Origin of the sequence: Escherichia sp. E1V33 (assembly GCF_004211955.1) — a bacterium.
GTDB lineage: Bacteria > Pseudomonadota > Gammaproteobacteria > Enterobacterales > Enterobacteriaceae > Escherichia.
On the sequence record NZ_RHJI01000019.1, the window covers coordinates 70,560 to 95,189 of the forward strand.

The 24,630-nt window shown below is 51.7% G+C and carries 24 protein-coding genes; 15 read left to right on the forward strand and 9 right to left on the reverse strand.

Features of this window, described 5'->3' with window-relative positions; translation table 11 throughout:
* Nucleotides 1-250 precede the first annotated feature (250 nt).
* The 10 genes from citC to uspG all read left to right on the forward strand — a co-directional run bounded on the left by citC (nucleotide 251) and on the right by uspG (nucleotide 9,331).
* Nucleotides 251-1,309: a [citrate (pro-3S)-lyase] ligase gene (gene citC, locus D9742_RS17050; RefSeq protein ID WP_130237664.1), complete on the forward strand. Its 1,059-nt coding sequence runs from the start codon at nucleotides 251-253 to the stop codon at nucleotides 1,307-1,309.
* Nucleotides 1,310-1,323: 14 nt separating this feature from the next.
* The gene (citD, locus tag D9742_RS17055; RefSeq protein ID WP_130237665.1) at nucleotides 1,324-1,620 is read left to right on the forward strand and encodes a citrate lyase acyl carrier protein; all 297 of its coding nucleotides are present in this window, start codon (nucleotides 1,324-1,326) and stop codon (nucleotides 1,618-1,620) included.
* Nucleotides 1,617-2,525 (forward strand): citrate (pro-3S)-lyase subunit beta, encoded by a 909-nt coding sequence (gene citE, locus D9742_RS17060; protein ID WP_000622357.1) that lies wholly within the window; start codon nucleotides 1,617-1,619, stop codon nucleotides 2,523-2,525. The genes citD and citE overlap by 4 nt, the downstream gene beginning before the upstream one ends.
* Before the next feature lie 10 nt (nucleotides 2,526-2,535).
* Entirely contained in the window at nucleotides 2,536-4,068 is a 1,533-nt protein-coding gene (citF, locus tag D9742_RS17065; RefSeq protein WP_000192245.1) for a citrate lyase subunit alpha, read from the forward strand.
* Between the two features lie 3 nt (nucleotides 4,069-4,071).
* Nucleotides 4,072-4,623 (forward strand): citrate lyase holo-[acyl-carrier protein] synthase, encoded by a 552-nt coding sequence (gene citX / locus D9742_RS17070; protein WP_130237666.1) that lies wholly within the window; start codon nucleotides 4,072-4,074, stop codon nucleotides 4,621-4,623.
* Complete coding sequence (gene citG, locus D9742_RS17075; protein ID WP_130237667.1) at nucleotides 4,598-5,476, forward strand: triphosphoribosyl-dephospho-CoA synthase CitG; 879 nt, start codon at nucleotides 4,598-4,600, stop codon at nucleotides 5,474-5,476. The genes citX and citG overlap by 26 nt, the downstream gene beginning before the upstream one ends.
* Nucleotides 5,477-5,525: 49 nt before the next feature.
* Nucleotides 5,526-6,989, forward strand: a complete 1,464-nt coding sequence (gene citT / locus D9742_RS17080; protein ID WP_130237668.1) for a citrate/succinate antiporter CitT — start codon at nucleotides 5,526-5,528, stop codon at nucleotides 6,987-6,989.
* Nucleotides 6,990-7,101: 112 nt separating this feature from the next.
* Entirely contained in the window at nucleotides 7,102-7,908 is an 807-nt protein-coding gene (gene rna, locus D9742_RS17085) for a ribonuclease I (protein WP_130237781.1), read from the forward strand.
* A gap of 229 nt (nucleotides 7,909-8,137) precedes the next feature.
* A complete protein-coding gene (gene rnk / locus D9742_RS17090; protein ID WP_064528985.1) occupies nucleotides 8,138-8,548 on the forward strand; it encodes a nucleoside diphosphate kinase regulator in 411 nt (136 codons plus the stop codon).
* Nucleotides 8,549-8,902: 354 nt separating this feature from the next.
* Nucleotides 8,903-9,331: a universal stress protein UspG gene (gene uspG / locus D9742_RS17095; protein WP_130206453.1), complete on the forward strand. Its 429-nt coding sequence runs from the start codon at nucleotides 8,903-8,905 to the stop codon at nucleotides 9,329-9,331.
* Nucleotides 9,332-9,451: 120 nt separating this feature from the next.
* Here uspG and ahpF read toward each other — a convergent pair whose 3' ends face one another.
* A complete protein-coding gene (gene ahpF, locus D9742_RS17100) occupies nucleotides 9,452-11,017 on the reverse strand; it encodes an alkyl hydroperoxide reductase subunit F (RefSeq protein WP_110924490.1) in 1,566 nt (521 codons plus the stop codon).
* Between the two features lie 170 nt (nucleotides 11,018-11,187).
* A complete protein-coding gene (gene ahpC / locus D9742_RS17105) occupies nucleotides 11,188-11,751 on the reverse strand; it encodes an alkyl hydroperoxide reductase subunit C (RefSeq protein ID WP_130222584.1) in 564 nt (187 codons plus the stop codon).
* A 373-nt stretch (nucleotides 11,752-12,124) separates the two neighbouring features.
* Here ahpC and dsbG point away from each other — a divergent pair, with 373 nt between their 5' ends.
* The 4 genes from dsbG to D9742_RS17125 all read left to right on the forward strand — a co-directional run bounded on the left by dsbG (nucleotide 12,125) and on the right by D9742_RS17125 (nucleotide 15,952).
* Nucleotides 12,125-12,871, forward strand: a complete 747-nt coding sequence (gene dsbG / locus D9742_RS17110; RefSeq protein WP_130237669.1) for a thiol:disulfide interchange protein DsbG — start codon at nucleotides 12,125-12,127, stop codon at nucleotides 12,869-12,871.
* A gap of 209 nt (nucleotides 12,872-13,080) precedes the next feature.
* Nucleotides 13,081-13,983, forward strand: a complete 903-nt coding sequence (locus D9742_RS17115) for a LysR family transcriptional regulator (RefSeq protein WP_130237670.1) — start codon at nucleotides 13,081-13,083, stop codon at nucleotides 13,981-13,983.
* A gap of 146 nt (nucleotides 13,984-14,129) precedes the next feature.
* Nucleotides 14,130-15,350: a phosphoadenosine phosphosulfate reductase gene (locus tag D9742_RS17120; protein ID WP_130237671.1), complete on the forward strand. Its 1,221-nt coding sequence runs from the start codon at nucleotides 14,130-14,132 to the stop codon at nucleotides 15,348-15,350.
* Nucleotides 15,323-15,952, forward strand: a complete 630-nt coding sequence (locus tag D9742_RS17125) for a ParB/RepB/Spo0J family partition protein (protein ID WP_130237672.1) — start codon at nucleotides 15,323-15,325, stop codon at nucleotides 15,950-15,952. The genes D9742_RS17120 and D9742_RS17125 overlap by 28 nt, the downstream gene beginning before the upstream one ends.
* Here the strand turns inward: D9742_RS17125 and ybdL are convergent, their stop codons facing one another.
* Complete coding sequence (gene ybdL, locus D9742_RS17130) at nucleotides 15,953-17,113, reverse strand: methionine-oxo-acid transaminase (protein ID WP_130237673.1); 1,161 nt, start codon at nucleotides 17,111-17,113, stop codon at nucleotides 15,953-15,955.
* Between the two features lie 108 nt (nucleotides 17,114-17,221).
* Between ybdL and hcxA the strand changes: the two genes are divergently transcribed.
* The gene (gene hcxA / locus D9742_RS17135; RefSeq protein ID WP_130237674.1) at nucleotides 17,222-18,310 is read left to right on the forward strand and encodes a hydroxycarboxylate dehydrogenase HcxA; all 1,089 of its coding nucleotides are present in this window, start codon (nucleotides 17,222-17,224) and stop codon (nucleotides 18,308-18,310) included.
* 9 nt (nucleotides 18,311-18,319) lie between these two features.
* On the opposite strand, the gene D9742_RS17140 is transcribed toward hcxA, so the two are convergent.
* The 6 genes from D9742_RS17140 to entE all read right to left on the reverse strand — a co-directional run bounded on the left by D9742_RS17140 (nucleotide 18,320) and on the right by entE (nucleotide 24,623).
* Nucleotides 18,320-18,517, reverse strand: coding sequence for a YbdD/YjiX family protein (locus D9742_RS17140; protein WP_000460431.1), 198 nt, complete (start codon nucleotides 18,515-18,517; stop codon nucleotides 18,320-18,322).
* Nucleotides 18,518-18,693: 176 nt separating this feature from the next.
* On the reverse strand, nucleotides 18,694-20,799 hold the full coding sequence (gene cstA / locus D9742_RS17145) for a pyruvate/proton symporter CstA (RefSeq protein WP_130237675.1): 2,106 nt from the start codon (nucleotides 20,797-20,799) through the stop codon (nucleotides 18,694-18,696).
* Between the two features lie 180 nt (nucleotides 20,800-20,979).
* The gene (gene entH, locus D9742_RS17150; RefSeq protein WP_000637953.1) at nucleotides 20,980-21,393 is read right to left on the reverse strand and encodes a proofreading thioesterase EntH; all 414 of its coding nucleotides are present in this window, start codon (nucleotides 21,391-21,393) and stop codon (nucleotides 20,980-20,982) included.
* Between the two features lie 2 nt (nucleotides 21,394-21,395).
* Nucleotides 21,396-22,142 (reverse strand): 2,3-dihydro-2,3-dihydroxybenzoate dehydrogenase EntA, encoded by a 747-nt coding sequence (gene entA, locus D9742_RS17155; RefSeq protein ID WP_130237676.1) that lies wholly within the window; start codon nucleotides 22,140-22,142, stop codon nucleotides 21,396-21,398.
* A complete protein-coding gene (entB, locus tag D9742_RS17160; RefSeq protein ID WP_130237677.1) occupies nucleotides 22,142-22,999 on the reverse strand; it encodes an enterobactin biosynthesis bifunctional isochorismatase/aryl carrier protein EntB in 858 nt (285 codons plus the stop codon). The genes entA and entB overlap by 1 nt, the downstream gene beginning before the upstream one ends.
* 13 nt (nucleotides 23,000-23,012) lie before the next feature.
* A complete protein-coding gene (entE, locus tag D9742_RS17165) occupies nucleotides 23,013-24,623 on the reverse strand; it encodes a (2,3-dihydroxybenzoyl)adenylate synthase EntE (protein WP_130237678.1) in 1,611 nt (536 codons plus the stop codon).
* Between the last annotated feature and the right edge of the window lie 7 nt (nucleotides 24,624-24,630).

Below are 24,630 nucleotides of genomic sequence, written 5' to 3' on the forward strand. Positions count from 1 at the left end.
GGGTCAATTCGTAATTACATTAATTAAAAAACTTAAAACCATTAAATAAATAAAAAACCACTAACGCTATGTGAAATAAATCAAAATTTCACGATGCAATACTCCTTAGGATGTATGGCGAAAGGAGAAACAGAAATACCTCACTCACAACCCTTTCTCTCAACTGAAAATAAAAAGTTATCAACTTGCTACACCAAACAACATTTGTTGCAAACCGATAACAACATGCACCTTCAGGATACTATTTATTATGTTCGGCAATGATATTTTCACCCGGGTAAAACGTTCAGAAAATAAAAAGATGGCGGAAATTACCCACTTTCTGCATGAAAATGATTTGAGTGTTGACACCACGGTCGAAGTATTTATTACCGTAACCCGTAACGACCGCCTTATTGCCTGCGGCGGAATTGCCGGAAATATCATTAAGTGCGTCGCGATCAGTGAATCGGTTCGCGGTGAAGGACTGGCGCTGACATTAGCCACCGAACTGATAAACCTCGCCTATGAACGGCATAGCACGCATCTGTTTATTTATACCAAAACCGAATACGAGGCGCTGTTCCGTCAGTGCGGTTTCTATACGTTAACCAGCGTACCAGGCGTGATGGTACTGATGGAAAACAGCGCCACACGTCTGAAACGCTATGCCGAATCGCTGAAGAAATTCCGTCATGAAGGGAAGAAGATTGGCTGTATCGTCATGAACGCCAATCCCTTTACTAACGGCCACCGTTATCTGATTCAACAAGCTGCGGCACAGTGCGACTGGTTGCATCTGTTTTTAGTCAAAGAAGATTCTTCACGCTTCCCCTATGAAGACCGGCTGGATCTGGTGTTAAAAGGCAGCGCCGATATTCCACGCCTGACTGTGCATCGCGGCTCCGAATACATCATCTCCCGCGCTACGTTCCCTTGCTACTTCATTAAAGAACAGAGCGTCATTAACCATTGTTACACCGAAATTGATCTGAAGATTTTCCGTCAGTACCTCGCTCCCGCGCTGGGTGTAACTCACCGCTTTGTCGGTACTGAACCCATTTGTCGCGTGACCGCCCAGTACAACCAGGATATGCGCTACTGGCTGGAAACACCGACTATCTCCGCACCGCCCATAGAACTGGTTGAAATTGAGCGGCTGCGTTACCAGGAGATGCCGATATCCGCTTCCCGGGTACGTCAACTGCTGGCGAAAAACGATCTCACGGCTATCGCGCCACTGGTCCCGGCAACCACGCTGCATTACTTGCAGAATCTGCTTGAACACGCCCGCCAGGACGCGGCAGTTCGTCAAAAGACCCCCGCATAAGAAACAGGTGAAAAATGAAAATAAACCAGCCCGCCGTTGCAGGCACCCTTGAGTCTGGGGATGTGATGATACGCATCGCCCCACTCGATACGCAGAATATCGACCTGCAGATCAATAGCAGCGTTGAGAAACAGTTTGGCGATGCAATTCGTACCACCATTCTGGACGTTCTCGCCCGCTACAACGTGCGCGGCGTACAGCTGAATGTCGATGACAAAGGCGCACTGGACTGCATTTTACGTGCACGACTGGAAGCCTTGCTGGCGCGCGCCAGCGGTATCCCGGCACTGCCATGGGAGGATTGCCAATGATTTCCGCTTCGCTGCAACAACGAAAAACACGCACCCGCCGCAGCATGCTGTTTGTGCCTGGTGCCAATGCCGCGATGGTCAGCAACTCCTTCATCTACCCGGCTGATGCCCTGATGTTTGACCTCGAAGACTCAGTGGCGCTGCGTGAAAAAGACACCGCACGTCGCATGGTCTACCACGCGCTGCAACATCCGCTGTATCGAGATATTGAAACCATCGTACGTGTTAATGCACTGGATTCTGAATGGGGCGTGAACGACCTGGAAGCCGTTGTTCGCGGCGGCGCAGACGTTGTGCGTCTGCCGAAAACCGATACCGCTCAGGACGTTCTGGATATCGAAAAAGAGATCCTGCGTATTGAAAAAGCCTGCGGTCGTGAACCCGGCAGCACCGGCCTGCTGGCGGCGATTGAATCTCCGCTGGGCATTACCCGCGCAGTGGAAATCGCTCACGCTTCCGAGCGTTTGATCGGTATCGCCCTTGGCGCAGAAGACTACGTGCGCAACCTGCGTACAGAACGCTCTCCGGAAGGAACTGAACTGCTGTTCGCTCGCTGCTCCATTTTGCAGGCCGCGCGCTCTGCGGGTATTCAGGCGTTCGATACCGTCTATTCCGACGCCAACAACGAAGCCGGATTCCTGCAAGAAGCCGCCCACATCAAACAGCTGGGCTTTGACGGCAAATCGCTGATCAACCCGCGTCAGATTGATCTGCTGCACAACCTCTACGCACCGACCCAGAAAGAAGTGGATCACGCACGCCGCGTTGTAGAAGCCGCTGAAGCTGCCGCTCGCGAAGGCCTCGGCGTCGTTTCCCTGAACGGCAAGATGGTGGACGGTCCGGTTATCGATCGCGCCCGTCTGGTGCTCTCTCGTGCAGAACTTTCCGGCATCCGCGAAGAATAAGGCAATCAAAATGACGCAGAAAATTGAACAATCTCAACGACAAGAACGGGTAGCGGCCTGGAATCGTCGCGCTGAATGCGATCTTGCCGCTTTCCAGAACTCGCCGAAACAAACCTACCAGGCTGAAAAAGCGCGCGATCGCAAACTGTGCGCCAACCTGGAAGAAGCGATTCGTCGCTCTGGTTTACAGGACGGCATGACGGTTTCCTTCCATCACGCTTTCCGTGGCGGTGACCTGACCGTCAATATGGTGATGGACGTCATCGCGAAGATGGGCTTTAAAAATCTGACCCTGGCGTCCAGCTCCCTGAGTGATTGCCATGCGCCACTGGTAGAACACATTCGCCAGGGCGTGGTTACCCGCATTTATACCTCCGGCCTGCGCGGTCCACTGGCGGAAGAAATCTCCCGTGGTCTGCTGGCGGAACCGGTGCAAATCCACTCTCACGGCGGACGTGTGCATCTGGTACAGAGCGGCGAACTGAATATCGACGTGGCTTTCCTCGGCGTCCCGTCCTGCGATGAATTCGGTAATGCCAACGGCTACACCGGTAAAGCCTGCTGCGGCTCCCTCGGCTATGCAATGGTTGATGCCGACAACGCAAAACAGGTCGTAATGCTCACCGAAGAACTGCTGCCTTATCCGCATAATCCGGCGAGCATTGAACAGGATCAGGTTGATCTGATCGTCAAAGTTGACCGCGTTGGCGATGCTGCAAAAATCGGCGCTGGCGCGACCCGTATGACCACTAACCCGCGCGAACTGCTTATTGCCCGTAGCGCTGCGGATGTGATTGTCAACTCTGGCTACTTCAAAGAAGGTTTCTCCATGCAGACCGGCACCGGCGGCGCTTCGCTTGCGGTAACCCGTTTCCTGGAAGACAAAATGCGCAGTCGCGATATTCGCGCTGACTTCGCCCTCGGCGGCATTACCGCCACGATGGTTGATCTGCATGAAAAAGGGCTGATCCGCAAACTGCTGGATGTTCAGAGCTTTGACAGCCACGCTGCGCAATCACTGGCCCGTAACCCGAATCACATCGAAATCAGCGCCAACCAGTACGCTAACTGGGGTTCGAAAGGCGCATCGGTTGATCGTCTCGACGTGGTGGTTCTGAGCGCGCTGGAAATTGACACGCAGTTCAACGTCAACGTGCTGACTGGTTCTGATGGCGTGCTGCGTGGCGCTTCCGGCGGTCACTGCGATACCGCAATTGCCTCTGCGCTTTCCATCATTGTTGCGCCACTGGTGCGCGGTCGTATCCCGACTCTGGTGGATAACGTGCTGACCTGCATCACCCCAGGCTCCAGTGTCGATATTCTGGTCACAGACCACGGTATCGCAGTTAACCCAGCACGTCCGGAACTGGCAGAACGTCTGCAGGAAGCGGGCATTAAAGTGGTTTCCATTGAGTGGCTGCGCGAACGTGCGCGTCTGCTGACCGGTGAACCACAGCCGATTGAATTCACCGACCGCGTCGTTGCCGTTGTGCGTTACCGCGATGGCTCGGTGATCGATGTTGTGCATCAGGTGAAGGAATAAGCCATGCACCTGCTTCCTGAACTCGCCAGCCTCCATGCGGTTTCAATTCCCGAGCTGCTCGTCAGCCGGGATGAAAGGCAAGCGCGGCAACACGCCTGGCTCAAGCGCCATCATGTTCCACTGGTTTCCTTTACTGTGGTTGCGCCTGGTCCGATTAAAGACAGCGAGGTCACACGCCGAATTTTTAATCATGGCGTAACTGCCCTGCGAGCTTTAGCCACAAAACAGGGCTGGCAAATTCAGGAGCAGGATGCATTGGTTTCCGCCAGCGGGCCGGAGGGTATGTTGAGCATTGCCGCTCCAGCTCGCGATCTCAAGCTCGCCACCATTGAACTTGAACATAGCCATCCTCTCGGGCGTTTATGGGATATCGATGTCCTGACGCCCGAAGGCGAAATTCTCTCCCGCCGCGATTATTCGCTGCCGCCTCGCCGCTGCCTGCTGTGCGAGCAAAGCGCAGCCGTCTGCGCGCGCGGGAAAACCCACCAACTGACCGATTTACTCAACCGCATGGAGGCGCTGCTGAACGATGTCGATGCCTGCAACGTCAACTAAAACCACAAAGCTTGCTGCGTCATTAATCAATGAATACGCCCTGCTGGGCTGGCGCGCCATGCTGACTGAAGTCAATCTGTCACCGAAACCAGGCCTCGTGGATCGCATTAACTGCGGTGCGCACAAAGATATGGCGCTGGAAGATTTCCACCGCAGCGCGCTGGCGATTCAGGGCTGGTTACCCCGTTTCATTGAATTTGGTGCCTGTAGTGCAGAAATGGCACCGGAAGCGGTACTCCACGGATTACGCCCAATTGGTATGGCTTGCGAAGGTGATATGTTCCGCGCCACTGCGGGCGTAAACACCCATAAAGGCAGTATTTTTTCTTTAGGGCTACTGTGCGCGGCGATTGGCCGTTTACTTCAGCTCAACCAGCCGGTAACGCCCACAACCGTTTGTTCGACGGCGGCAAGTTTCTGCCGTGGTCTGACCGATCGCGAACTGCGTACCAATAACCAACAACTGACCGCAGGTCAACGGTTGTACCAGCAACTTGGCCTTACCGGCGCGCGCGGTGAAGCCGAAGCGGGTTATCCACTGGTGATCAACCACGCTCTGCCGCATTACCTCACTCTGCTGGATCAGGGGTTAGATCCTGAACTGGCATTGCTCGATACCTTGCTCCTACTGATGGCGATCAACGGCGATACCAACGTTGCGTCGCGCGGTGGCGAGGGGGGCCTGCGCTGGCTACAACGCGAGGCGCAAACATTATTGCAAAAAGGGGGCATTCGAACCCCCGCCGATCTCGATTATCTCCGGCAGTTCGACAGGGAGTGTATCGAACGAAACCTCAGTCCAGGCGGCAGCGCCGACCTGCTGATCCTTACCTGGTTTTTAGCACAGATTTAAAAAGTACCTGATTAACAAATTTGGAAATATTAATTTTCGGAGAACCCGTATGTCTTTAGCAAAAGATAATATATGGAAACTATTGGCCCCACTGGTGGTTATGGGCGTCATGTTTCTTATCCCTGTCCCCGACGGCATGCCGCCGCAGGCATGGCATTACTTCGCAGTGTTTGTGGCAATGATTGTCGGCATGATCCTCGAGCCCATCCCGGCAACGGCGATCAGTTTTATTGCTGTAACCATCTGCGTAATTGGCAGTCATTATCTATTATTTGATGCCAAAGAACTGGCAGACCCTGCATTTAACGCCGAAAAACAGGCGCTGAAATGGGGTCTGGCAGGCTTCTCAAGTACTACTGTCTGGCTGGTTTTTGGCGCATTTATTTTTGCGCTGGGCTATGAAGTCACCGGGCTGGGCCGCCGTATTGCCCTTTTCCTGGTGAAATTCATGGGTAAACGTACCCTGACGTTGGGTTATGCAATTGTCATTATCGACATACTGCTGGCACCGTTTACACCATCCAACACCGCACGTACCGGGGGTACAGTTTTTCCGGTCATTAAAAACCTGCCGCCGCTGTTTAAATCATTCCCCAACGATCCGTCTTCCCGACGCATTGGCGGTTATCTAATGTGGATGATGGTCATCAGTACCAGCCTGAGTTCTTCCATGTTTGTCACCGGTGCGGCGCCGAACGTGCTGGGTCTGGAGTTTGTTAGCAAAATTGCGGGCATTCAGATTAGCTGGCTACAATGGTTCTTAAGCTTCCTGCCCGTCGGCATTATTTTGCTGATCGTTGCTCCATGGCTTTCTTATGTTCTGTATAAACCTGAAGTAACGCACAGTGCGGAAGTGGCAGCATGGGCCGGTGACGAACTGAAAACCATGGGTGCACTGAGCCGTAAAGAATGGACGCTGATTGGCCTGGTGCTGCTGAGCTTAGGTTTATGGGTATTCGGCGGCGAAATGATTGACGCCACGGCGGTTGGCCTGCTGGCAGTTTCGCTGATGCTGGCGCTGCACGTTGTACCGTGGAAAGACATTACCCGTTATAACAGCGCATGGAACACGCTGGTCAACCTGGCAACACTGGTTGTGATGGCTAATGGCCTGACCCGTTCCGGGTTTATTGACTGGTTCGCCAGCACCATGAGTACGCACCTTGAAGGATTCTCACCAAACGCAACGGTAATTGTACTGGTTCTGGTGTTCTACTTTGCGCACTACTTGTTTGCCAGCCTGTCTGCGCACACTGCAACCATGCTGCCGGTCATTCTGGCGGTCGGTAAAGGTATTCCCGGCGTACCAATGGAACAACTGTGTATCCTGCTGGTGCTGTCTATCGGTATCATGGGTTGTCTGACCCCATATGCTACTGGCCCTGGTGTGATTATTTACGGCTGCGGCTATGTGAAATCAAAAGATTACTGGCGTCTTGGCGCTATCTTCGGGGTGATTTATATTGCCATGCTGCTTCTGGTCGGCTGGCCGATTCTCGCCATGTGGAACTAATACGTTCGCCAAACGCTGAATAAATCATCACGCCCGCCAGGTAAGCCCACCTGGCGGGCTTTTTATGATTTAATAGATAGTATTCAGTGTATGTATGAGTTCCACACCCATTATGAAAGCATTCTGGCGTAACGCCGCGTTGCTCGCGGTTTCTCTGCTTCCCTTCTCTTCTGCTAACGCCGCTGCATTGCAGGCAAAACAGTATGGCGATTTTGATCGTTACGTTTTAGCTCTTTCCTGGCAAACCGGGTTTTGCCAGAGTCAGCACGATCGAAATCGTAACGAACGGGATGAATGCCGTCTGCAAACCGAAACGACCAACAAAACTGATTTTCTGACCGTACATGGTCTGTGGCCGGGATTGCCAAAATCAGTCGCAGCACGTGGCGTTGATGAACGCCGCTGGATGCGCTTCGGCTGCGCCACTCGCCCAATCCCGAATCTACCAGAAGCGCGTGCCAGCCGGATGTGTTCATCGCCGGAAACCGGGTTATCGCTGGAAACGGCAGCTAAACTAAGTGAAGTCATGCCAGGAGCTGGCGGACGTTCCTGTCTGGAACGTTATGAATACGCGAAACACGGCGCCTGCTTTGGTTTTGATCCAGACGCTTACTTCGGGACGATGGTACGTCTGAATCAAGAGATCAAAGAGAGCGAAGCCGGAAAATTCCTCGCTGATAACTATGGTAAAACCGTGAGCCGCAGTGACTTTGACCACGCCTTTGCCAAAAGCTGGGGGAAAGAGAACGTCAAAGCGGTCAAGTTAACGTGCCAGGGTAATCCGGCGTATTTGACTGAAATCCAGATTTCAATCAAAGCTGATGCCATCAATGCGCCGCTCTCGGCAAGCTCATTCTTGCCACAACCTCACCCAGGCAACTGTGGTAAAGCCTTTGTGATTGATAAAGCAGGTTATTAATCATCTGCTCTACAAAATGCGGCACTTCGTCTTCCATAAACCATGACGATTAAGATTTATACATAATGCGCTGCATTGAGGAATTCCCTGAATGTGATGTAAATCACTTCAAAGAGTGAGCAACAGTCAGTATCATCATATGAGTTAAACCCTCGCCGCCTGACGGTGAGGGTTTTCTTTTGGGTATGTTTATCTGCGACACTCGCAGTACCGACGACATGGAGTAAAAATGTCCAGACCAACAATCATCATTAACGACCTGGATGCCGAACGCATCGATATTCTGCTGGAGCAACCTGCCTATGCCGGTTTGCCAATCGCCGACGCGTTGAACGCAGAGTTGGATCGCGCCCAAATGTGTTCGCCAGAAGAGATGCCACACGATGTGGTGACGATGAACAGCCGAGTTAAATTCCGCAATCTTAGCGATGGCGAAGTCCGTGTGCGTACACTGGTTTATCCTGCAAAAATGACCGACAGCAATACTCAACTTTCAGTTATGGCTCCAGTTGGTGCCGCACTGTTGGGACTGCGCGTTGGCGATACCATCCACTGGGAACTACCAGGCGGTAGTGCAACTCACCTTGAAGTGCTGGAACTCGAATACCAGCCAGAAGCTGCTGGCGACTACCTGCTTTAATCTCATCTGCACAAGCGTTATTCGCTTTGCCCAGAGGATGCTTCTGCATCCTCTTTCCGCTCAAATATCAACCAGATTTATCATTTTGCTCTTCATCGCTGCATTCTAATCTGAACAAGTTATTCACCAGCGGATCCCCCTATGAGCGAAGCTCTTGGCATTACTGCGTTTTATATATTCATTGCAGCAATTCTTGTTGTGGCAGTGCTATATCTTGAACAACGCTGGTAGTGGCTGACTTAATTCATTTTCCATATCAATTACTATTCCAGATCAAATCAACTTCGCAAATCATAGAATCATAATCAATAATGTGATGTTATATATTCATGCAATAGCAAGGAGGGAATGCTTATGTACAAAACAATCATTATGCCAGTAGACGTATTTGAAATGGAATTGAGCGACAAAGCTGTTCGTCACGCTGAATTTCTCGCCCAGGATGATGGCGTAATTCATTTACTCCATGTATTACCGGGCGCCGCAAGCCTTAGTCTGCACCGTTTTGCTGCTGATGTGCGTCGTTTCGAAGAACATTTGCAACATGAAGCCGAAGAGCGCTTACAGACTATGGTCGGCCATTTCAATATTGATCCATCCCGTATCAAACCCCATGTCCGCTTTGGTAATGTGCGAGATGAAGTGAACGAGTTAGCTAAAGAACTGGATGCGGACGTTGTGGTTATCGGTTCGCGAAATCCATCGATTTCAACCCATCTGTTAGGTTCCAACGCTTCCAACGTGATTCGCCACGCCAATCTGCCGGTATTAGTCGTTCGTTAACAAATTAACGCATTTATGACGCCCTGCCCTGAGTAATCCCGGCAGGGCGTTTTTTTGTAAAAAAAAGCCGCCAGGTTTGACCCCGGCGGCTAAGCAATTGCAGGTGAATCTTACTTCTTCTTATGCAGTTTTGGTGCGAATCAGGTAGTCAAAAGCACTCAGAGAGGCTTTAGCACCTTCGCCAGTAGCGATGATGATCTGTTTGTACGGAACCGTCGTACAGTCACCTGCTGCGAATACGCCTTTGACGTTGGTTTCGCATTTCGCATCGATGATAATCTCACCCATGCGATTACGTTCTACTGCGCCTTCCAGCCAGTTGGTGTTCGGCAGCAGACCAATCTGGACGAAAATACCAGCCAATTCGATGTTGTGAATATCACCACTCACGCGATCACGGTACTCCAGACCTACGACTTTGCTGCCGTCGCCTTTCACTTCGGTGGTTTGCGCGTTCAGAATGATGTCAACGTTTTTCAGGCTGCGCAGTTTATCCTGCAGAACCTGGTCAGCTTTCATTTCTGGCGCAAATTCCAGCAGGGTTACATGCTCAACGATACCCGCCAGGTCGATTGCCGCTTCGACACCGGAGTTACCGCCGCCGATGACCGCTACGCGTTTGCCTTTAAACAGCGGGCCGTCGCAGTGCGGGCAGTAGGTCACGCCTTTGGTGCGATACTGATCTTCGCCCGGAACGTTCATGTTGCGCCATTTTGCACCGGTCGCCACGATAATGCTGCGTGCTTTCAGTACCGCGCCGGAAGCCGTTTCAATCTGATGCAAGCCGCCTTCAACTGCTGCCGGAATCAGTTTGCTCGCGCTCTGGCTGTCGATCACATCAACATCGTATTCATCAACGTGAACCTTCAGCGCGCCTGCCAGTTTCTGACCTTCGGTTTTCGGTACAGAGATGTAGTTTTCGATATCAACAGTATCGAGGATCTGACCGCCGAAACGTTCACCCATCAGACCAGTACGGATGCCTTTACGTGCGGAGTAAATTGCTGCCGCAGCCCCTGCCGGACCGGAACCGACGATTAATACGTCATAAGCATCACGCTTGTTCAGCTCTTCTGCCGCACGTTTTTCCGCGCCAGTATCAATTTTGGCGACGATTTCAGTCAACGTCATACGGCCCTGACCAAACTCTTTCCCATTTACGAACACTGCCGGAACACCCATCACGTTGCGATCGGTGATCTCGTTCTGGAAGGTGCCGCCGTCAATTGCAGTGTGCTTGATGCGCGGGTTCAGTACGCTCATCAGGTTCAGCGCCTGCACCACGTCCGGGCAGTTGTGGCAAGAGAGCGAGTAATAGGTTTCGAATTCAAAATCACCGTCAATATGGCGAATCTGCTCCAGCAGAGACTGCGCTTCTTTCGACGGATGACCACCGGTCCACAGCAACGCCAGTACCAGCGAGGTGAACTCGTGGCCCAGCGGGGAGCCTGCAAAACGTGGCCCCTGGTTGTAACCTGGGTTGGTGATCAGGAAAGACGGCTTACGCACCGGCAAGCTGTTATCTTCTTTAAAGGTGACTTTGTCTGACAGTTCTGCGATTTCAGCCAACAGTTCCTTGATTTCTGCCGATTTAGCGCTGTCATCCAGCGTGGCAATTAACTCAACAGGCTTGGTCAATTTCTCAAGGTAAGCCTTGAGTTGAGTTTTCATATTTGTGTCGAGCATGTTTATCTCCTGGGCTTTAAACATCATCATGCAAGCGGCCTCATCGGCTACCTGGATGCAGCTTGCATCATGGTGCGGGGAAGAAAATCGGGTGCCGCAGCACCCGATTAATTAGGTGAATTTCCGAAGTATTTCGCGCCGGAGTTGGTAGCGCGAAAGACGAAGGAAATTTAGATTTTACCAACCAGGTCCAGGGATGGAGCCAGAGTTGCTTCACCTTCTTTCCATTTAGCCGGGCAAACTTCACCTGGGTGAGAAGCTACATACTGAGCAGCTTTGATTTTACGCAGCAGGTCAGACGCGTCACGGCCAATGCCTTCAGCGGTAACTTCGATTGCCTGGATGATACCCTGCGGGTCAACTACGAAGGTAGCACGGTCAGCCAGACCTTCGTCTTCACGCATGTTGTCGAAGTTACGGGTCAGGGCGCCAGTCGGGTCGCCGATCATCGCATATTTGATTTTAGCGATGGTTTCAGAGCTGCTGTGCCATGCTTTGTGGGTGAAGTGAGTATCGGTAGATACTGCGTATACGTCTACGCCCAGTTTCTGCAGTTCTTCGTAGTGGTCAGCAACGTCACCCAGTTCGGTCGGGCATACGAAAGTAAAGTCAGCCGGGTAGAAGAAGAAGACGCTCCAGCGGCCTTCAGTGTCTTTCTCGGTTACTTCGATGAATTCGCCGTTTTTGAATGCCTGGTTTTTAAAAGGTTTAATTTTGGTGTTAATCAAGGACATCTATACTTCCTCCGTGTTTTCGATGAGATGTAAGGTAACCAATTTTTGCCGATTCGGCTAATGCGTTTCCATTATCAAATCGATAAGTTTTACCTTACAACTTTCGTAAGACAACTTTGTGAACTTTGCACCGCCAGCGGCGATAAAAAGTAAAATGGGCTCCCTTTCCAGGTGGCCGCGTAACCTGAACTACCCTTTGGTATCTTCAGCGCCTGTTCAGCAGGCTGCGGTGTTGCGATGACTTCCGCAACAACGAGAGGGATTACAACACCCTCATAAACAAAGGGCAATCACCTGTTCTAAGCTCTTACCTATGACAGTGATAGGTTATGCCTTTTACTCAAATTTTGCACTGACTGAAAAGGACAAATTAATGTTAAAAAAGATACTTTTACTGACTCTGCTTCCTGCAGTCGCCTTCGCAGAGGAACTGCCTGCCCCAGTAAAAGCCATTGAAAAACAGGGTATTACTATCCTCAAATCTTTTGATGCCCCCGGCGGAATGAAAGGTTATCTCGGAAAGTATCAGGATATGGGGGTTACTATCTACCTGACGCCAGACGGCAAACACGCTATCTCCGGTTATATGTACAACGAAAAAGGTGAAAACCTCAGTAATACGCTTATCGAAAAAGAGATTTATGCGCCTGCCGGTCGTGAAATGTGGCAACGGATGGAGCAATCCCACTGGCTCCTCGACGGCAAAAAAGATGCGCCTGTTGTGGTCTATGTCTTTGCCGATCCATTTTGTCCGTATTGTAAACAGTTCTGGCAGCAGACGCGCCCGTGGGTTGAGACTGGCAAAGTTCAGCTTCGCACACTACTGGTTGGCGTAATCAAACCGGAAAGCCCGGCTACTGCTGCGGCAATCCTCGCGGCTAAAGATCCGGCTAAAGCATGGCAAGAGTATGAAGCATCAGACAAGAAGCTAAACCTAAACATTCCTGCCACTGTTGGTGCAGAGCAGATGAAAATCTTAAGCGCCAATGAAAAACTGATGGATGAACTTGGCGCAAACGTCACGCCTGCTATCTATTACATGAGCCCAGAGAATACATTGCAACAGGCGGTCGGATTACCGGATCAAAAGACCTTAAATATCATCATGGGAAATAAATAACATCAAATCATGGATAACTGAAATACATACAGTTTTTCAGTTATCCTGAAAACCGCAATAATTGATCACAAACAATAAATCGACTATGCTATTTTAGAAAAACTTAATCATGAGTTAAGTAAAAAAACATAATAAATATAAATACATGAATTCATATTATAGATTTAATGAATATTATGATGAGTGCAATGATATAAATGGAGTGCATCATGGCCAATCTTTACGACTTAAAAAAATTTGATTTGAATTTACTGGTAATTTTCGAGTGCATTTACCAACATCTCAGCATTAGTAAGGCCGCAGAATCGCTATACATAACGCCCTCTGCAGTTAGTCAGTCCCTACAGCGCTTACGTACGCAATTCAATGATCCTTTGTTTATTCGTGCCGGAAAAGGTATTACGCCAACGACTACTGGGTTAAATCTTCATCATCATCTTGAGAAAAACCTTAGAAACCTGGAACAAACAATAAATATCGTCAATAAATCTGAATTAAAGAAAAAATTTATAATCTATGGTCCACAGTTCATCTCGGCAACAAACAGCAGTCTTTTAATCAATAGCCTGCGCCAGGATGCGGTTATCGACATTGAACATCATGACATTATGATGGCTGCAGAAAGCGCCGAAGATTTACTGGCTTACCGCAAAGCGGATCTCGTGGTGACGTTGACACCGGTTATCAGCCGTTCTGTGAGCTGTGTCCCTTTTCAGTCAATTCGTAATACCCTCATTTGTAGCAGTTCTCACCCGAGAATAAATGAACGGAGTACCCATGCACAAATTCTTGATGAAGAATTTACCTTTCTGATATCTAAAATCCCTGGATTAGAAGATTTCCAGATGGAAATAGAGGCACTCATGGCAAACCGTAAAATATCTTTTCGTAGCTCCTCTCTATTTACCATTATTAATACAATTGCAGTTACCGATTTAATTGGCATTGTGCCTTACGAATTATACCGCAGTTATCATAAAACACTTCAACTAAAACAAATAAAACTTGAACATGCGTTGCCATCAAACACGCTTTATATGTCCTATAATAAATCTTCATTAAATAATCTTGCCTTCTCACGATTCATTGATCGGTTGAATGACAATTTATAATAAACATCTATCCGCCAGCAAAATGCTTTTCAATGAAAAATTCACAATGTGAATGCATAAAATAATATATATTATTTGAATTCATTTACTTTATAATTAAAAAACTATCGCATTATCTACCTGTCAGGTTCAGAGAGCATCTTTAGATGTCCATTTATAAAATCCCGCTTCCTCTTAATATTTTGGAAGCTGCTCAAGGCCGTATTACCTGGACACTCAACACCCTGCCCCGCGTATGCGTCTCTTTTTCTGGCGGTAAAGATTCAGGCTTAATGCTCCATCTAACCGCGAATCTGGCCAGAAAAATGGGCAAAAAAATATACGTTCTGTTTATCGACTGGGAAGCACAGTTTTCTTTAACTATTCACTATATTCAGTCACTACGGGAGCAGTATGCAGATGTCATTGAAGAGTTTTATTGGGTAGCGCTACCTCTTACAACGCAAAACTCTCTTTCTCAGTATCAACCCGAATGGCAATGCTGGGAACCTGATGTTGAATGGGTACGCCAGCCCCCGGAAGATGCGATAACCGATCCCACTTATTTTCCGTTTTACCAGCCAGGCATGACTTTTGAACATTTCGTGCGTGAATTTGCCGAATGGTTTTCGCAAAAACGTCCGGCGGCGATGATGATTGGCATCCGAGCTGACGAGTCCTATAACCGTTTCGTTGCTATTGCCAGTTCAAATAAGCAGCGTTTTGCCGATGATAAACCCTGGACCACAGCCGCACCGGGCGGTCACAGCTGGTACATTTACCCCATCTACGACTGGAAAGTGGCCGATATCTGGACCTGGTATGCAAATCATCAAAGTCTCTGTAACCCACTGTATAACCTAATGTATCAGGCAGGCGTCCCTCTGCGTCACATGCGAATTTGCGAACCATTTGGCCCGGAGCAACGACAAGGATTATGGCTCTATCACGTTATCGAACCGGATCGCTGGGCTGCTATGTGCGCACGAGTCAGCGGGGTAAAAAGTGGCGGCATTTACGCCGGACATGACAATCATTTCTATGGGCATCGGAAAATCCTCAAGCCAGAACATTTAGACTGGCAAGAATATGCATTATTGCTGCTCAATAGCATGCCGGAGAAAACTGCGGAGCATTACCGTAATAAAATCGCCATTTATTTGCACTGGTATCAGAAAAAAGGCATCGAGGTTCCACAATCCCAGCAAGGGGACATTGGCGCGAAAGATATCCCCTCCTGGCGGCGGATATGCAAAGTTTTACTCAATAACGATTACTGGTGCCGGGCATTATCATTTAGCCCTACGAAAGCGAAGAACTATCAGCGTTATAACGAACGGATAAAAGGAAAACGTCAGGAATGGGGGATACTATGCAACAACGATTAACGCAGGATTTAACCCAATTTCTCGCCAGCTTGCCAGAAGACGATCGCATCAAAGCGATTAATGAAATCCGCATGGCGATCCATCAGGTTAGCCCCTTTCGTGAAGAGCCAGTGGATTGCGTTCTGTGGGTGAAAAATAGCCAGATCGTGCCAAATGATTACAATCCCAATAATGTGGCACCGCCAGAGAAGAAACTGCTGCAAAAATCTATTGAAATGGATGGCTTTACGCAGCCTATTGTGGTCACGCATACGGATAAAAATGCCCTGGAAATTGTTGATGGTTTTCACCGCCATGAAATAGGTAAAGGCTTATCATCGTTAAAATTGCGCTTAAAAGGTTATTTACCGGTGACCTGTCTGGAAGGTACGCGTAATCAACGGATTGCCGCGACTATTCGTCACAACCGCGCTCGTGGTCGCCATCAAATCACTGCAATGTCGGAAATCGTCCGTGAACTCAGCCTGTTGGGGTGGGACGATAATAAAATCGGCAAAGAGTTGGGAATGGACAGCGATGAAGTGTTGCGCCTGAAGCAAATTAACGGCCTGCAAGAGTTGTTTGCCGACCGTCAATATTCCCGCGCCTGGACTGTCAAATAACTACAGCTGGCGCAGGCGTTCAGCTGCTGCCAGCAACGTCGATTCCTTCTTGGCAAAACAGAGACGAATCAGTTTATGTGGGAAGGGATCGGCACAAAACACCGACAGCGGAATCGCCGCCACGCCGTGCTCCCGCGTCAGCCACTGGCAAAACTCAACATCATCCAGCGTAGATACCGCGCTGTAATCCACCAGTAAAAAGTATGTGCCTTCGCACGGTAAAATCTCCAGTCGGCTTGCATTTAAGGCGTTCACCAGAATATCGCGCTTCTGGCGATAAAAGTCCGGTAACGCAAGATAATGCTCAGGTTCTGCACGTAGCATATCCGCAAGCGCCAGCTGCGCCGGGGTATTCACCGAAAAGGTCAGATACTGATGTACTTTGCGAATTTCGGCACTGATGGGCGCTGGCGCAACGCAATAACCCACTTTCCAGCCGGTCATATGATAGGTCTTGCCAAACGATGACACCGCCACCGCCCGCTCACGCAGCTGCGGATGTGCCAGCACGCTGGCATGGCCCTGCTGTGAAAAGTTGATGTGCTCGTAGACTTCATCGCTAATGACAAAAATCTCGTGCCCGGCAATCGCCTGCCACAAAGCGGCGAAATCAGCCTGCTGCCAGACAGTAGCGCTGGGGTTATGTGGTGTGTTGAGGATCACCAGTCGGGTGCGCTCGCTTAACAATGCGGCAAATTCCTGCCAGTCAACGCGAAAATGCGGTGGTTGCAGTGCCATACGCTTCACTATTCCCCCAGAAAGCGCGATGGCGGGGGCGTAACTGTCATAGCTGGGATCAAAACAAATCACTTCATCGCCATTGCGCACCAGTGCGGTAATCGCCGCGTATAACGCTTCCGTCGCCCCTGCCGTTACGGTGATATCGCTATCGGCATCTGGTTGATAGCCATACAAACGTTCCGTTTTCAGAGCAATCGCCTCGCGCAAGGCCTGCACGCCGGTCATGGGCGCGTATTGGTTTGCCCCCTGGGCAACGTGGTACGCCAGCCGCTCCTGTAAATAGCGCGGACCATCAAAATCAGGAAAGCCTTGCGACAGGTTAATCGCCTGGTGTTGCTGCGCCAGCGCGCTCATCTGGGTGAAAATAGTGGTGCCAAGTTGTGGAAGTTTGCTTTGTGGAATCAGAGGGTTATTTGTCATTTTTATTGTACCTGACGAAGTTGCGTGTTGAAGGCACTATAACACGATGCTAGTATTTGGCAATCAAGACGTTTAGATGTCTAAATAAAACAATAAGGACAACACAACATGCCTCACAATCCTATCCGCGTGGTCGTCGGCCCGGCTAACTACTATTCACATCCAGGAAGTTTCAATCACCTGCATGATTTTTTCACTAATGAACAGCTTTCTCGCGCGGTGTGGATCTACGGCGAACGCGCCATTACTGCGGCGCAAACCAAACTTCCGCCAGCGTTTGAACTGCCGGGGGCAAAGCATATTTTGTTTCGCGGTCATTGCAGCGAAAGCGATGTACAGCAACTGGCGGCTGAGTCCGGTGACGATCGCAGCGTGGTGATTGGCGTCGGCGGCGGCGCACTACTCGACACCGCGAAAGCCCTCGCCCGCCGTCTCGGTCTGCCATTTGTTGCCGTTCCGACGATCGCCGCCACCTGCGCCGCCTGGACACCGCTCTCCGTCTGGTATAACGATGCCGGACAGGCGCTGCATTATGAGATTTTCGACGACGCCAATTTTATGGTGCTGGTGGAACCGGAGATTATCCTCAATGCACCGCAAGAGTATCTACTGGCGGGGATCGGTGACACGCTGGCGAAATGGTATGAAGCGGTGGTGCTGGCTCCACAGCCAGAAACGTTGCCGCTAACCGTGCGGCTGGGGATCAATAATGCGCAGGCCATTCGCGACGTCTTGTTAAACAATAGCGAACAGGCGCTTGCCGATCAGCAAAATCAGCAGTTAACGCAATCATTTTGCGATGTGGTGGATGCGATTATCGCCGGGGGTGGAATGGTCGGTGGTCTGGGCGATCGTTTTACGCGTGTGGCTGCGGCCCATGCCGTGCATAACGGTCTGACTGTCCTGCCACAAACCGAGAAGTTTCTCCACGGCACCAAAGTCGCCTACGGAATTCTGGTGCAAAGCGCCTTGCTGGGTCAGGATGATGTGCTGGCGCAATTAACCGGGGCGTATCAGCGTTTTCATCTGCCGACTACGCTGGCGGAGCTGGAAGTGGATATTAATAATCAGGCGGAGATCGACAAAGTGATTGCCCACACCTTACGTCCGGTGGAATCCATTCATTACCTGCCGGTCACGCTGACACCAGATACGTTGCGTGCAGCGTTCGAAAAAGTGGAATCATTTAAAGCCTGACGTACATATTTAGCAGCAGCGCGCGCCGCCTTTTCCACCGTAGCGAGCGTCCTGCCGCTCACGGAAAAACTCCTCGTAGGTCATCGGCGTTTGATCGGGATGATTGACCCGCATATGTTCGACATAGTTGTCGTAATCAGGCATACCAATCATCAGTTTCGCCGCCTGACCTAAATATTTTCCGGCTTTTGCCAGTGAATCAAACATCTTTACCTCCGGTAATCAGTGCCGGATGCGGCGTGAACGCCTTATCCGGCCTACAAATGCTGAATAGCTATCAACGCGCTCGGTCAGTCCCCTCGCCCCATCGGGGAGAGGGTTAGGGTGAGGGGGAACCCTCGGCACTATGCCAACATTCGCCAACATCCCCCCTCACTCTGACTTTAGTGCGCGCCTTTCGCCTGCGCCACGATCTCCTCGACATTTTCCGGCATCGGCTCATACGGCGTTTCTTTCGCCGTTGGCTTCGGATCTTTCAATGCCGCCAGTGCCGTTTTAATCGAGAACAGCGCCAGAACCACTACGACCACCATAAAGAAGATGGTTAACCCGGCATCCAGACGGTTGTTGAACACCAGTTGCGCCAGCTGTGACTCAGTATACTGCGACGGAATATTGCCGCTGTCGATCATTGCCTGGAACTTGTTAGCAATGGCCAGGAAGCCGACTTTCGCATTCGGGCTAAACGCTTTCTGCCAGCCAGCGGTCAGGGTACAAATCAGCAGCCAGGCCGTTGGTACCAGCGCCACCCAGGCGTAACGTTGACGTTTCATCTTGAACAGCACCACGGCACAGAGCATCAGCGCCATCCCTGCCAGCATCTGGTTGGCAATACCAAACAGCGGCCACAGAGTGTTAATACCGCCCAGCGGATCGACCACACCCTGATGGAGGAAGTAGCCCCACGCCAGCACGCACAGCGCCGTTGCCAGCAGGTTAGCAGGCAGTGAATCGGTCCGTTTCAGGCCCGGAGAAACCACGCCCAGCAGATCCTGCAACATAAAGCGCGCAGCACGCGTACCTGCATCTACTGCGGTCAGAATAAACAGTGCTTCAAACAAAATGGCGAAGTGATACCAGAACGCCACATCCATCATGCCGCCCAGCGCGCCGTGCAGAATGTAGGCCATCCCCACCGCCAGCGTTGGCGCACCGCCCGCACGGGAAATGATCGACTGTTCACCCACTTCGCTGGCAATCTGGTTTAGCGTATCCGGGGTAATCGCAAAGCCCCAGCTACTCACCACTTGCGCAGCAGAAGCGACAACATCCGCCGTCCCTGCCGGAGCCAGCACCGCCATTGGGCTGTTCATGGCGAAGTAAACGCCTGGATCGATGATACAGGCGGAAACCAGCGCCATAATCGCCACGAAGGATTCCATTAACATCCCACCGTAGCCGATAAAGCACGCCTGTCCTTCGTTCGCCAGCATCTTCGGCGTGGTGCCGGAAGAGATCAGCGCATGGAAGCCAGACACCGCGCCACAGGCAATGGTGATAAACAGGAACGGAAACAGGTTACCGGTCCACACCGGGCCAGTGCCATCAACAAATTTGGTCAACGCAGGCATGGTCAGCGTCGGACGCATGATCAGAATCCCTACCGCCAGACCGACGATAGTCCCGATTTTCAGGAAGGTAGAGAGGTAGTCGCGCGGAGCCAGCAGCAACCACACCGGCAGCACCGCCGCTACAAAACCGTAACCCACCAGCATCCAGGTCAGCTGCACGCCGGTAAAGTCAAAGTACGGTGCCCAGGTCGGACTTTCTGCCACCCAGCCGCCAGAAATAATGGCGAAAATCAGGAACACCAGACCAATCACCGACACTTCGCCAATACGCCCTGGACGCAGATAGCGCAGGTAGATCCCCATAAACAGCGCCAGCGGAATGGTGAACGCAACGGTATACGTTCCCCACGGACTATGAGTCAGGGCTTTCACCACGATCATCGCCAGTACTGCAAGGATAATGACCATGATCATAAAGCAGGCAACCAGCGCAATCACCCCGGCGGTTGGCCCCATCTCTTCTTTGACCAGCTCACCCAGCGAGCGACCGTCACGGCGCGTAGAAACAAACAGCACCATGAAATCCTGCACCGCACCGGCGAGAACCACCCCGGCGAGCAGCCAGATCATCCCCGGCAGGTAACCCATTTGCGCCGCCAGTACCGGCCCAACCAACGGACCTGCTCCGGCAATGGCCGCAAAATGGTGACCGAACAGCACTTTCTTGTCCGTCGGCACATAGTCCAGCCCGTCGTTATGGCGCACCGCTGGCGTCATACGCGTCGGGTCAACCGCCAGCACATTTTTGGCGATATACAGACCATAAAAACGGTAAGCGATCAGATAGATACAGACCGACGCCACCACAATCCACAGCGCGTTGATCTGCTCCCCACGATTTAAAGCAATGTATCCCAGAGCAAATGCTCCCATTACAGAGAGCACTGTCCAGACGAGGTATTTCCCTGATTTGTTCATAGTTGTTATCCGTGTGCGTGTCCATAGAGATGTTACATTTTGTTTCTATAACATCTTTGTACAATTTAACAACACGGCAACCATGTAAATCGGAGTTGAAACCAATATTTAACTTAACAATGTTAACTCGATCACTCCGTTAACCGAGTTTTCCTGCAATCTCATTTAATTCTGTCGGGTTCATCCCAAAACTGCCGTACCCAGCCGACAAGTGCAGCAACGCCGCCCCTGTTCATCGAAAACGACGATTTCCCAACTCTGATTTTGCCGCCCAAGATGCAGCGGCTGGCAGACGCCGCGCACCTTGCCTTCAGACACCGGGCGATGATGTGTGGCGTTAAGTTCCGTGCCCACCACACACTGTCCGTCGCGGGTCATCATAAATCCGGCCATCGATCCCAGCGTTTCCGCCAGTGCCGCCGACGCGCCGCCATGCAGCAGGCCAAACGGCTGATGAGTACGGGTATCAACCGGCATTTCGGCTTCCAGCACATCATCGCCCAGACGGGTATACACAATTCCCAGATGCGCCACCATTGTGTTATCGCTGGTGGCGTTCAGCTCGTCGAGCGTTAAATGGCGTTTCCAGATCATGCTTATGCCCCCAGCGTTGAGCCGCCATCTACAACGATATCCTGTAGTGTGATATGGCTGGCGAAGTCAGAGGCGAGGAACAAAATCGTGTTGGCGATCTCTTGTGGACGGGCGATTTTCCCCAGCGGAATGCCGAGTTTAAACTGCTCGCCAAAGCCGCGAATACGCTGCTCTTCGGCGTCATCGCTCACCCACAGCGTGCGTTGCATATCGGTGTCGGTGGAGCCCGGCGAAACCACATTACAGCGCACGCCGCTACCCGCCAGTTCCAGCCCGACGCTCAACACCAGGCTTTTCAGCGCCGCTTTCGATGCGCCATAGGCACTCATGCCAATACGCGGCGTGTGTGCGGCGTCGGACGCTACCGTAACAATCGCCCCACCCCGCTGACGGCGAAACTGATTCATGGTCTGCTGGAACAGGTTAAACGCACCGCCGACGTTGACCGCAAAAGTCTGCAGCCAGTCCTCCTTGCTGAGCTGATCGGTCGCGCCCATGCGCAAAATTCCCGCCGCATTGACCAGCACGTCCAGTCGCTCCGTTTCAGCTAACAGTCGCTGACATACCTGCGCCACCTGCGCAGCATCGGCAACATCCATCACTTCGGTCGCAAAGGGATATTGCTCCTGAGCGAACACTTGATCAAAACCTGTGACTTTCGCTCCCGCTTCAACAAACGCCAGCGCCGTGGCGTAGCCGATACCTTTACCTGCGCCGGTTACCCAGACATTTTTACCGCTGAAATCCATTATTTCACCTCGCGGGAGAGTAGCTTCCACCAGGCGTCGATGGTCGGGTTTTTCGCCAGCATGACAAAGTCGATATCGCCATGCACTTTGCGCCAGCGCGCCGCCAGCGCCATCATGCGCACCGAATCCAGACCGTAGTCGATCAGGTTGTCGTCATCGAACGGTTCATCGGACTCGTCCAGCAACGGCAGGATCACCTCACGCAGCGCCGCTTTGCTGGCGGGGATAGGTGCTGGCAGTAATTCTTCGGTCATCACCACCCGGCCAGAACGTCCGGCCACATATTTCAGCGACATCAAATGCTCGTCACGGCTGAAATCGGCCAGCGCATCCGCCACCATAAACGGTTTAATATCGCGCATAAATGCGTCGGTTGCGGTGGTCATACAGCCAATGTGGGCATATACCCCAGTAATAATCAGCTGGTTACGTCCACTCTCTTTGAGCATTTGCTCCAGCGGAGAACGATGAAACGCGCTGTAGCGCCACTTCACCAGCACCGTGTCGTCGGCATCTGGCGTCAGGCGATCCACCACCTTTTGCTGTTCCGGCGAGCGGGTCAGGCCCGGCCCCCACATATCATTCAACAGCGCCCTATCTTCATCGCTTTGCTCTTTCGGCTGGGCGGTGTAATAAACCGGGATATTGTGCTGTTTGCAGTAGTCGCGCAGCGCAGCAATATTGGCGATCACCTGCGCCATCATCGGGCAGTTCTCACCCCAGAAGCTGACAAAATAGTCCTGCATATCATGGATTAACAACGCGGCACGTTGCGGTTCAAAGGTCCAGTCGACTTTATTCTTAGGGATATCGTGAGACTCCGGCAGTGCGTAAGCCTGTAATTTTGGAATAGCCATCGTGTTCTCTCCTTCAGGCTGATGCGCGTGACGCCAGCCACTGACGTAATTGTTTTTTATCGACTTTCCCGACCGCCGTCAGCGGAAGTGAATCCACACACTCCACGCGATCCGGTAATTTAAATTCGGCAATACCCTGTTCACGCAGGAAACGACGCACCTGCACCGCGCGCAGCGGCTCTTTTACCACCAGATAAGCACAGCTTTTTTCGCCCATCAGCTCATCTTCCATGCTCACCAGTGCGGCATAGATCACCGCCGGATGGCGCAGCAGCAGGTTTTCGATCTCTTCGGCAGCGATCTTCTCGCCGCCACGGTTGATCTGATCTTTCTCGCGCCCCTGCACGGTGATGTAACCCTCTGGATCAATAGAGATCAGATCGCCGGAACAGTAAAAACCGTTGGCATCAAAGGCACTGGCATTGTGCTGCGGGCTTTTGTAATAACCGCGGAAGGTGTACGGCCCGCGCGTCATCAGGCGTCCAACTTCCCCTTGCGGCAGTGGATTTCCTTCGGCATCGGCAACCCACACTTCATCGTCCGGACACATTGGGTAACCCTGGGTATGGATAATTTTCTCCGCGCTATCATCAAGTCGGGTGTAGTTCACCAGCCCTTCCGCCATGCCAAACACCTGCTGCAACTGGCAGCCAATCTCAGCGGGAATACGCGCCGCAAGCGTGGCAGAAAGGCGTGCGCCGCCGACCTGTAACAGTTTCAGCGAGGCAAGCTGCGCCCGGCTTTCGCCTTCGGTCAGCGCTTGCAACCACAGGCTGACTGCCGGCGGCACCAGCGCGGTAACGTTAACCTGATGTTTTGTAATCAATGGAAAGCAGAGCGTGGCGCTGGGATCGGCCGCCAGAACGACAGTGCCGCCAGCGAGAAATACCCCCAGCGATCCCGGCGAACTCATGGCGTAGTTATGAGCCGCCGGGATCGCGCACAGGTAGCGCGTCTGTTGTGTGAACTGACAAATCTCAACGCTACGACGCACGCTGTAGTAATAGTCGTTATGAGTGCGCGGGATGAGTTTCGGTGTGCCGGTGGTGCCGCCGGAAAGCTGGAAATAGGCCACTTCATCAGCAGGTGATGGCGTGGCAGTAAAATCCTCAGCCGGATGGTTAATCGCATCCTGCAAGTTATGCTCACCGCTGTCGTTGTGCAGTTGCACCACGCGAATGGAGGAATGTTCTGTGACGAAAGTATTGAGGAAATCATCCCCGCTAAACAGCGCATGTTGGCGATCGGCAATCAGCAATGCGGGTTCAATCTGGCTGGCATAGGCGTTCAGTTCACTACGCTGATGGCTGAACAACGCCAGCACCGGCGCAACGCCCAGTTTCAGCAGTGCGAAAAAGGTAATATACAATTCAGCGACGTTACCCAGTTGTACCAGCGCGGTTTCACCAGGTTTAATGCCCTGACGGCGTAAACTACACGCGAGGTTATCCGCCGCCTGATTCAGCTCCCGGTAACTCAACTGTCGCTCGCCGTCGATAACCGCGATGCTGTCACTCGCAGCGTGGCGAGTCAGAATGTCGGTCAGCGGCAAATCCTGCCAGTAGCCTTTTTCCCGATAGCGACGGGCAAACTCTTCCGGCCAGCGGGTGAATGGAATGCTCATCCTCGCT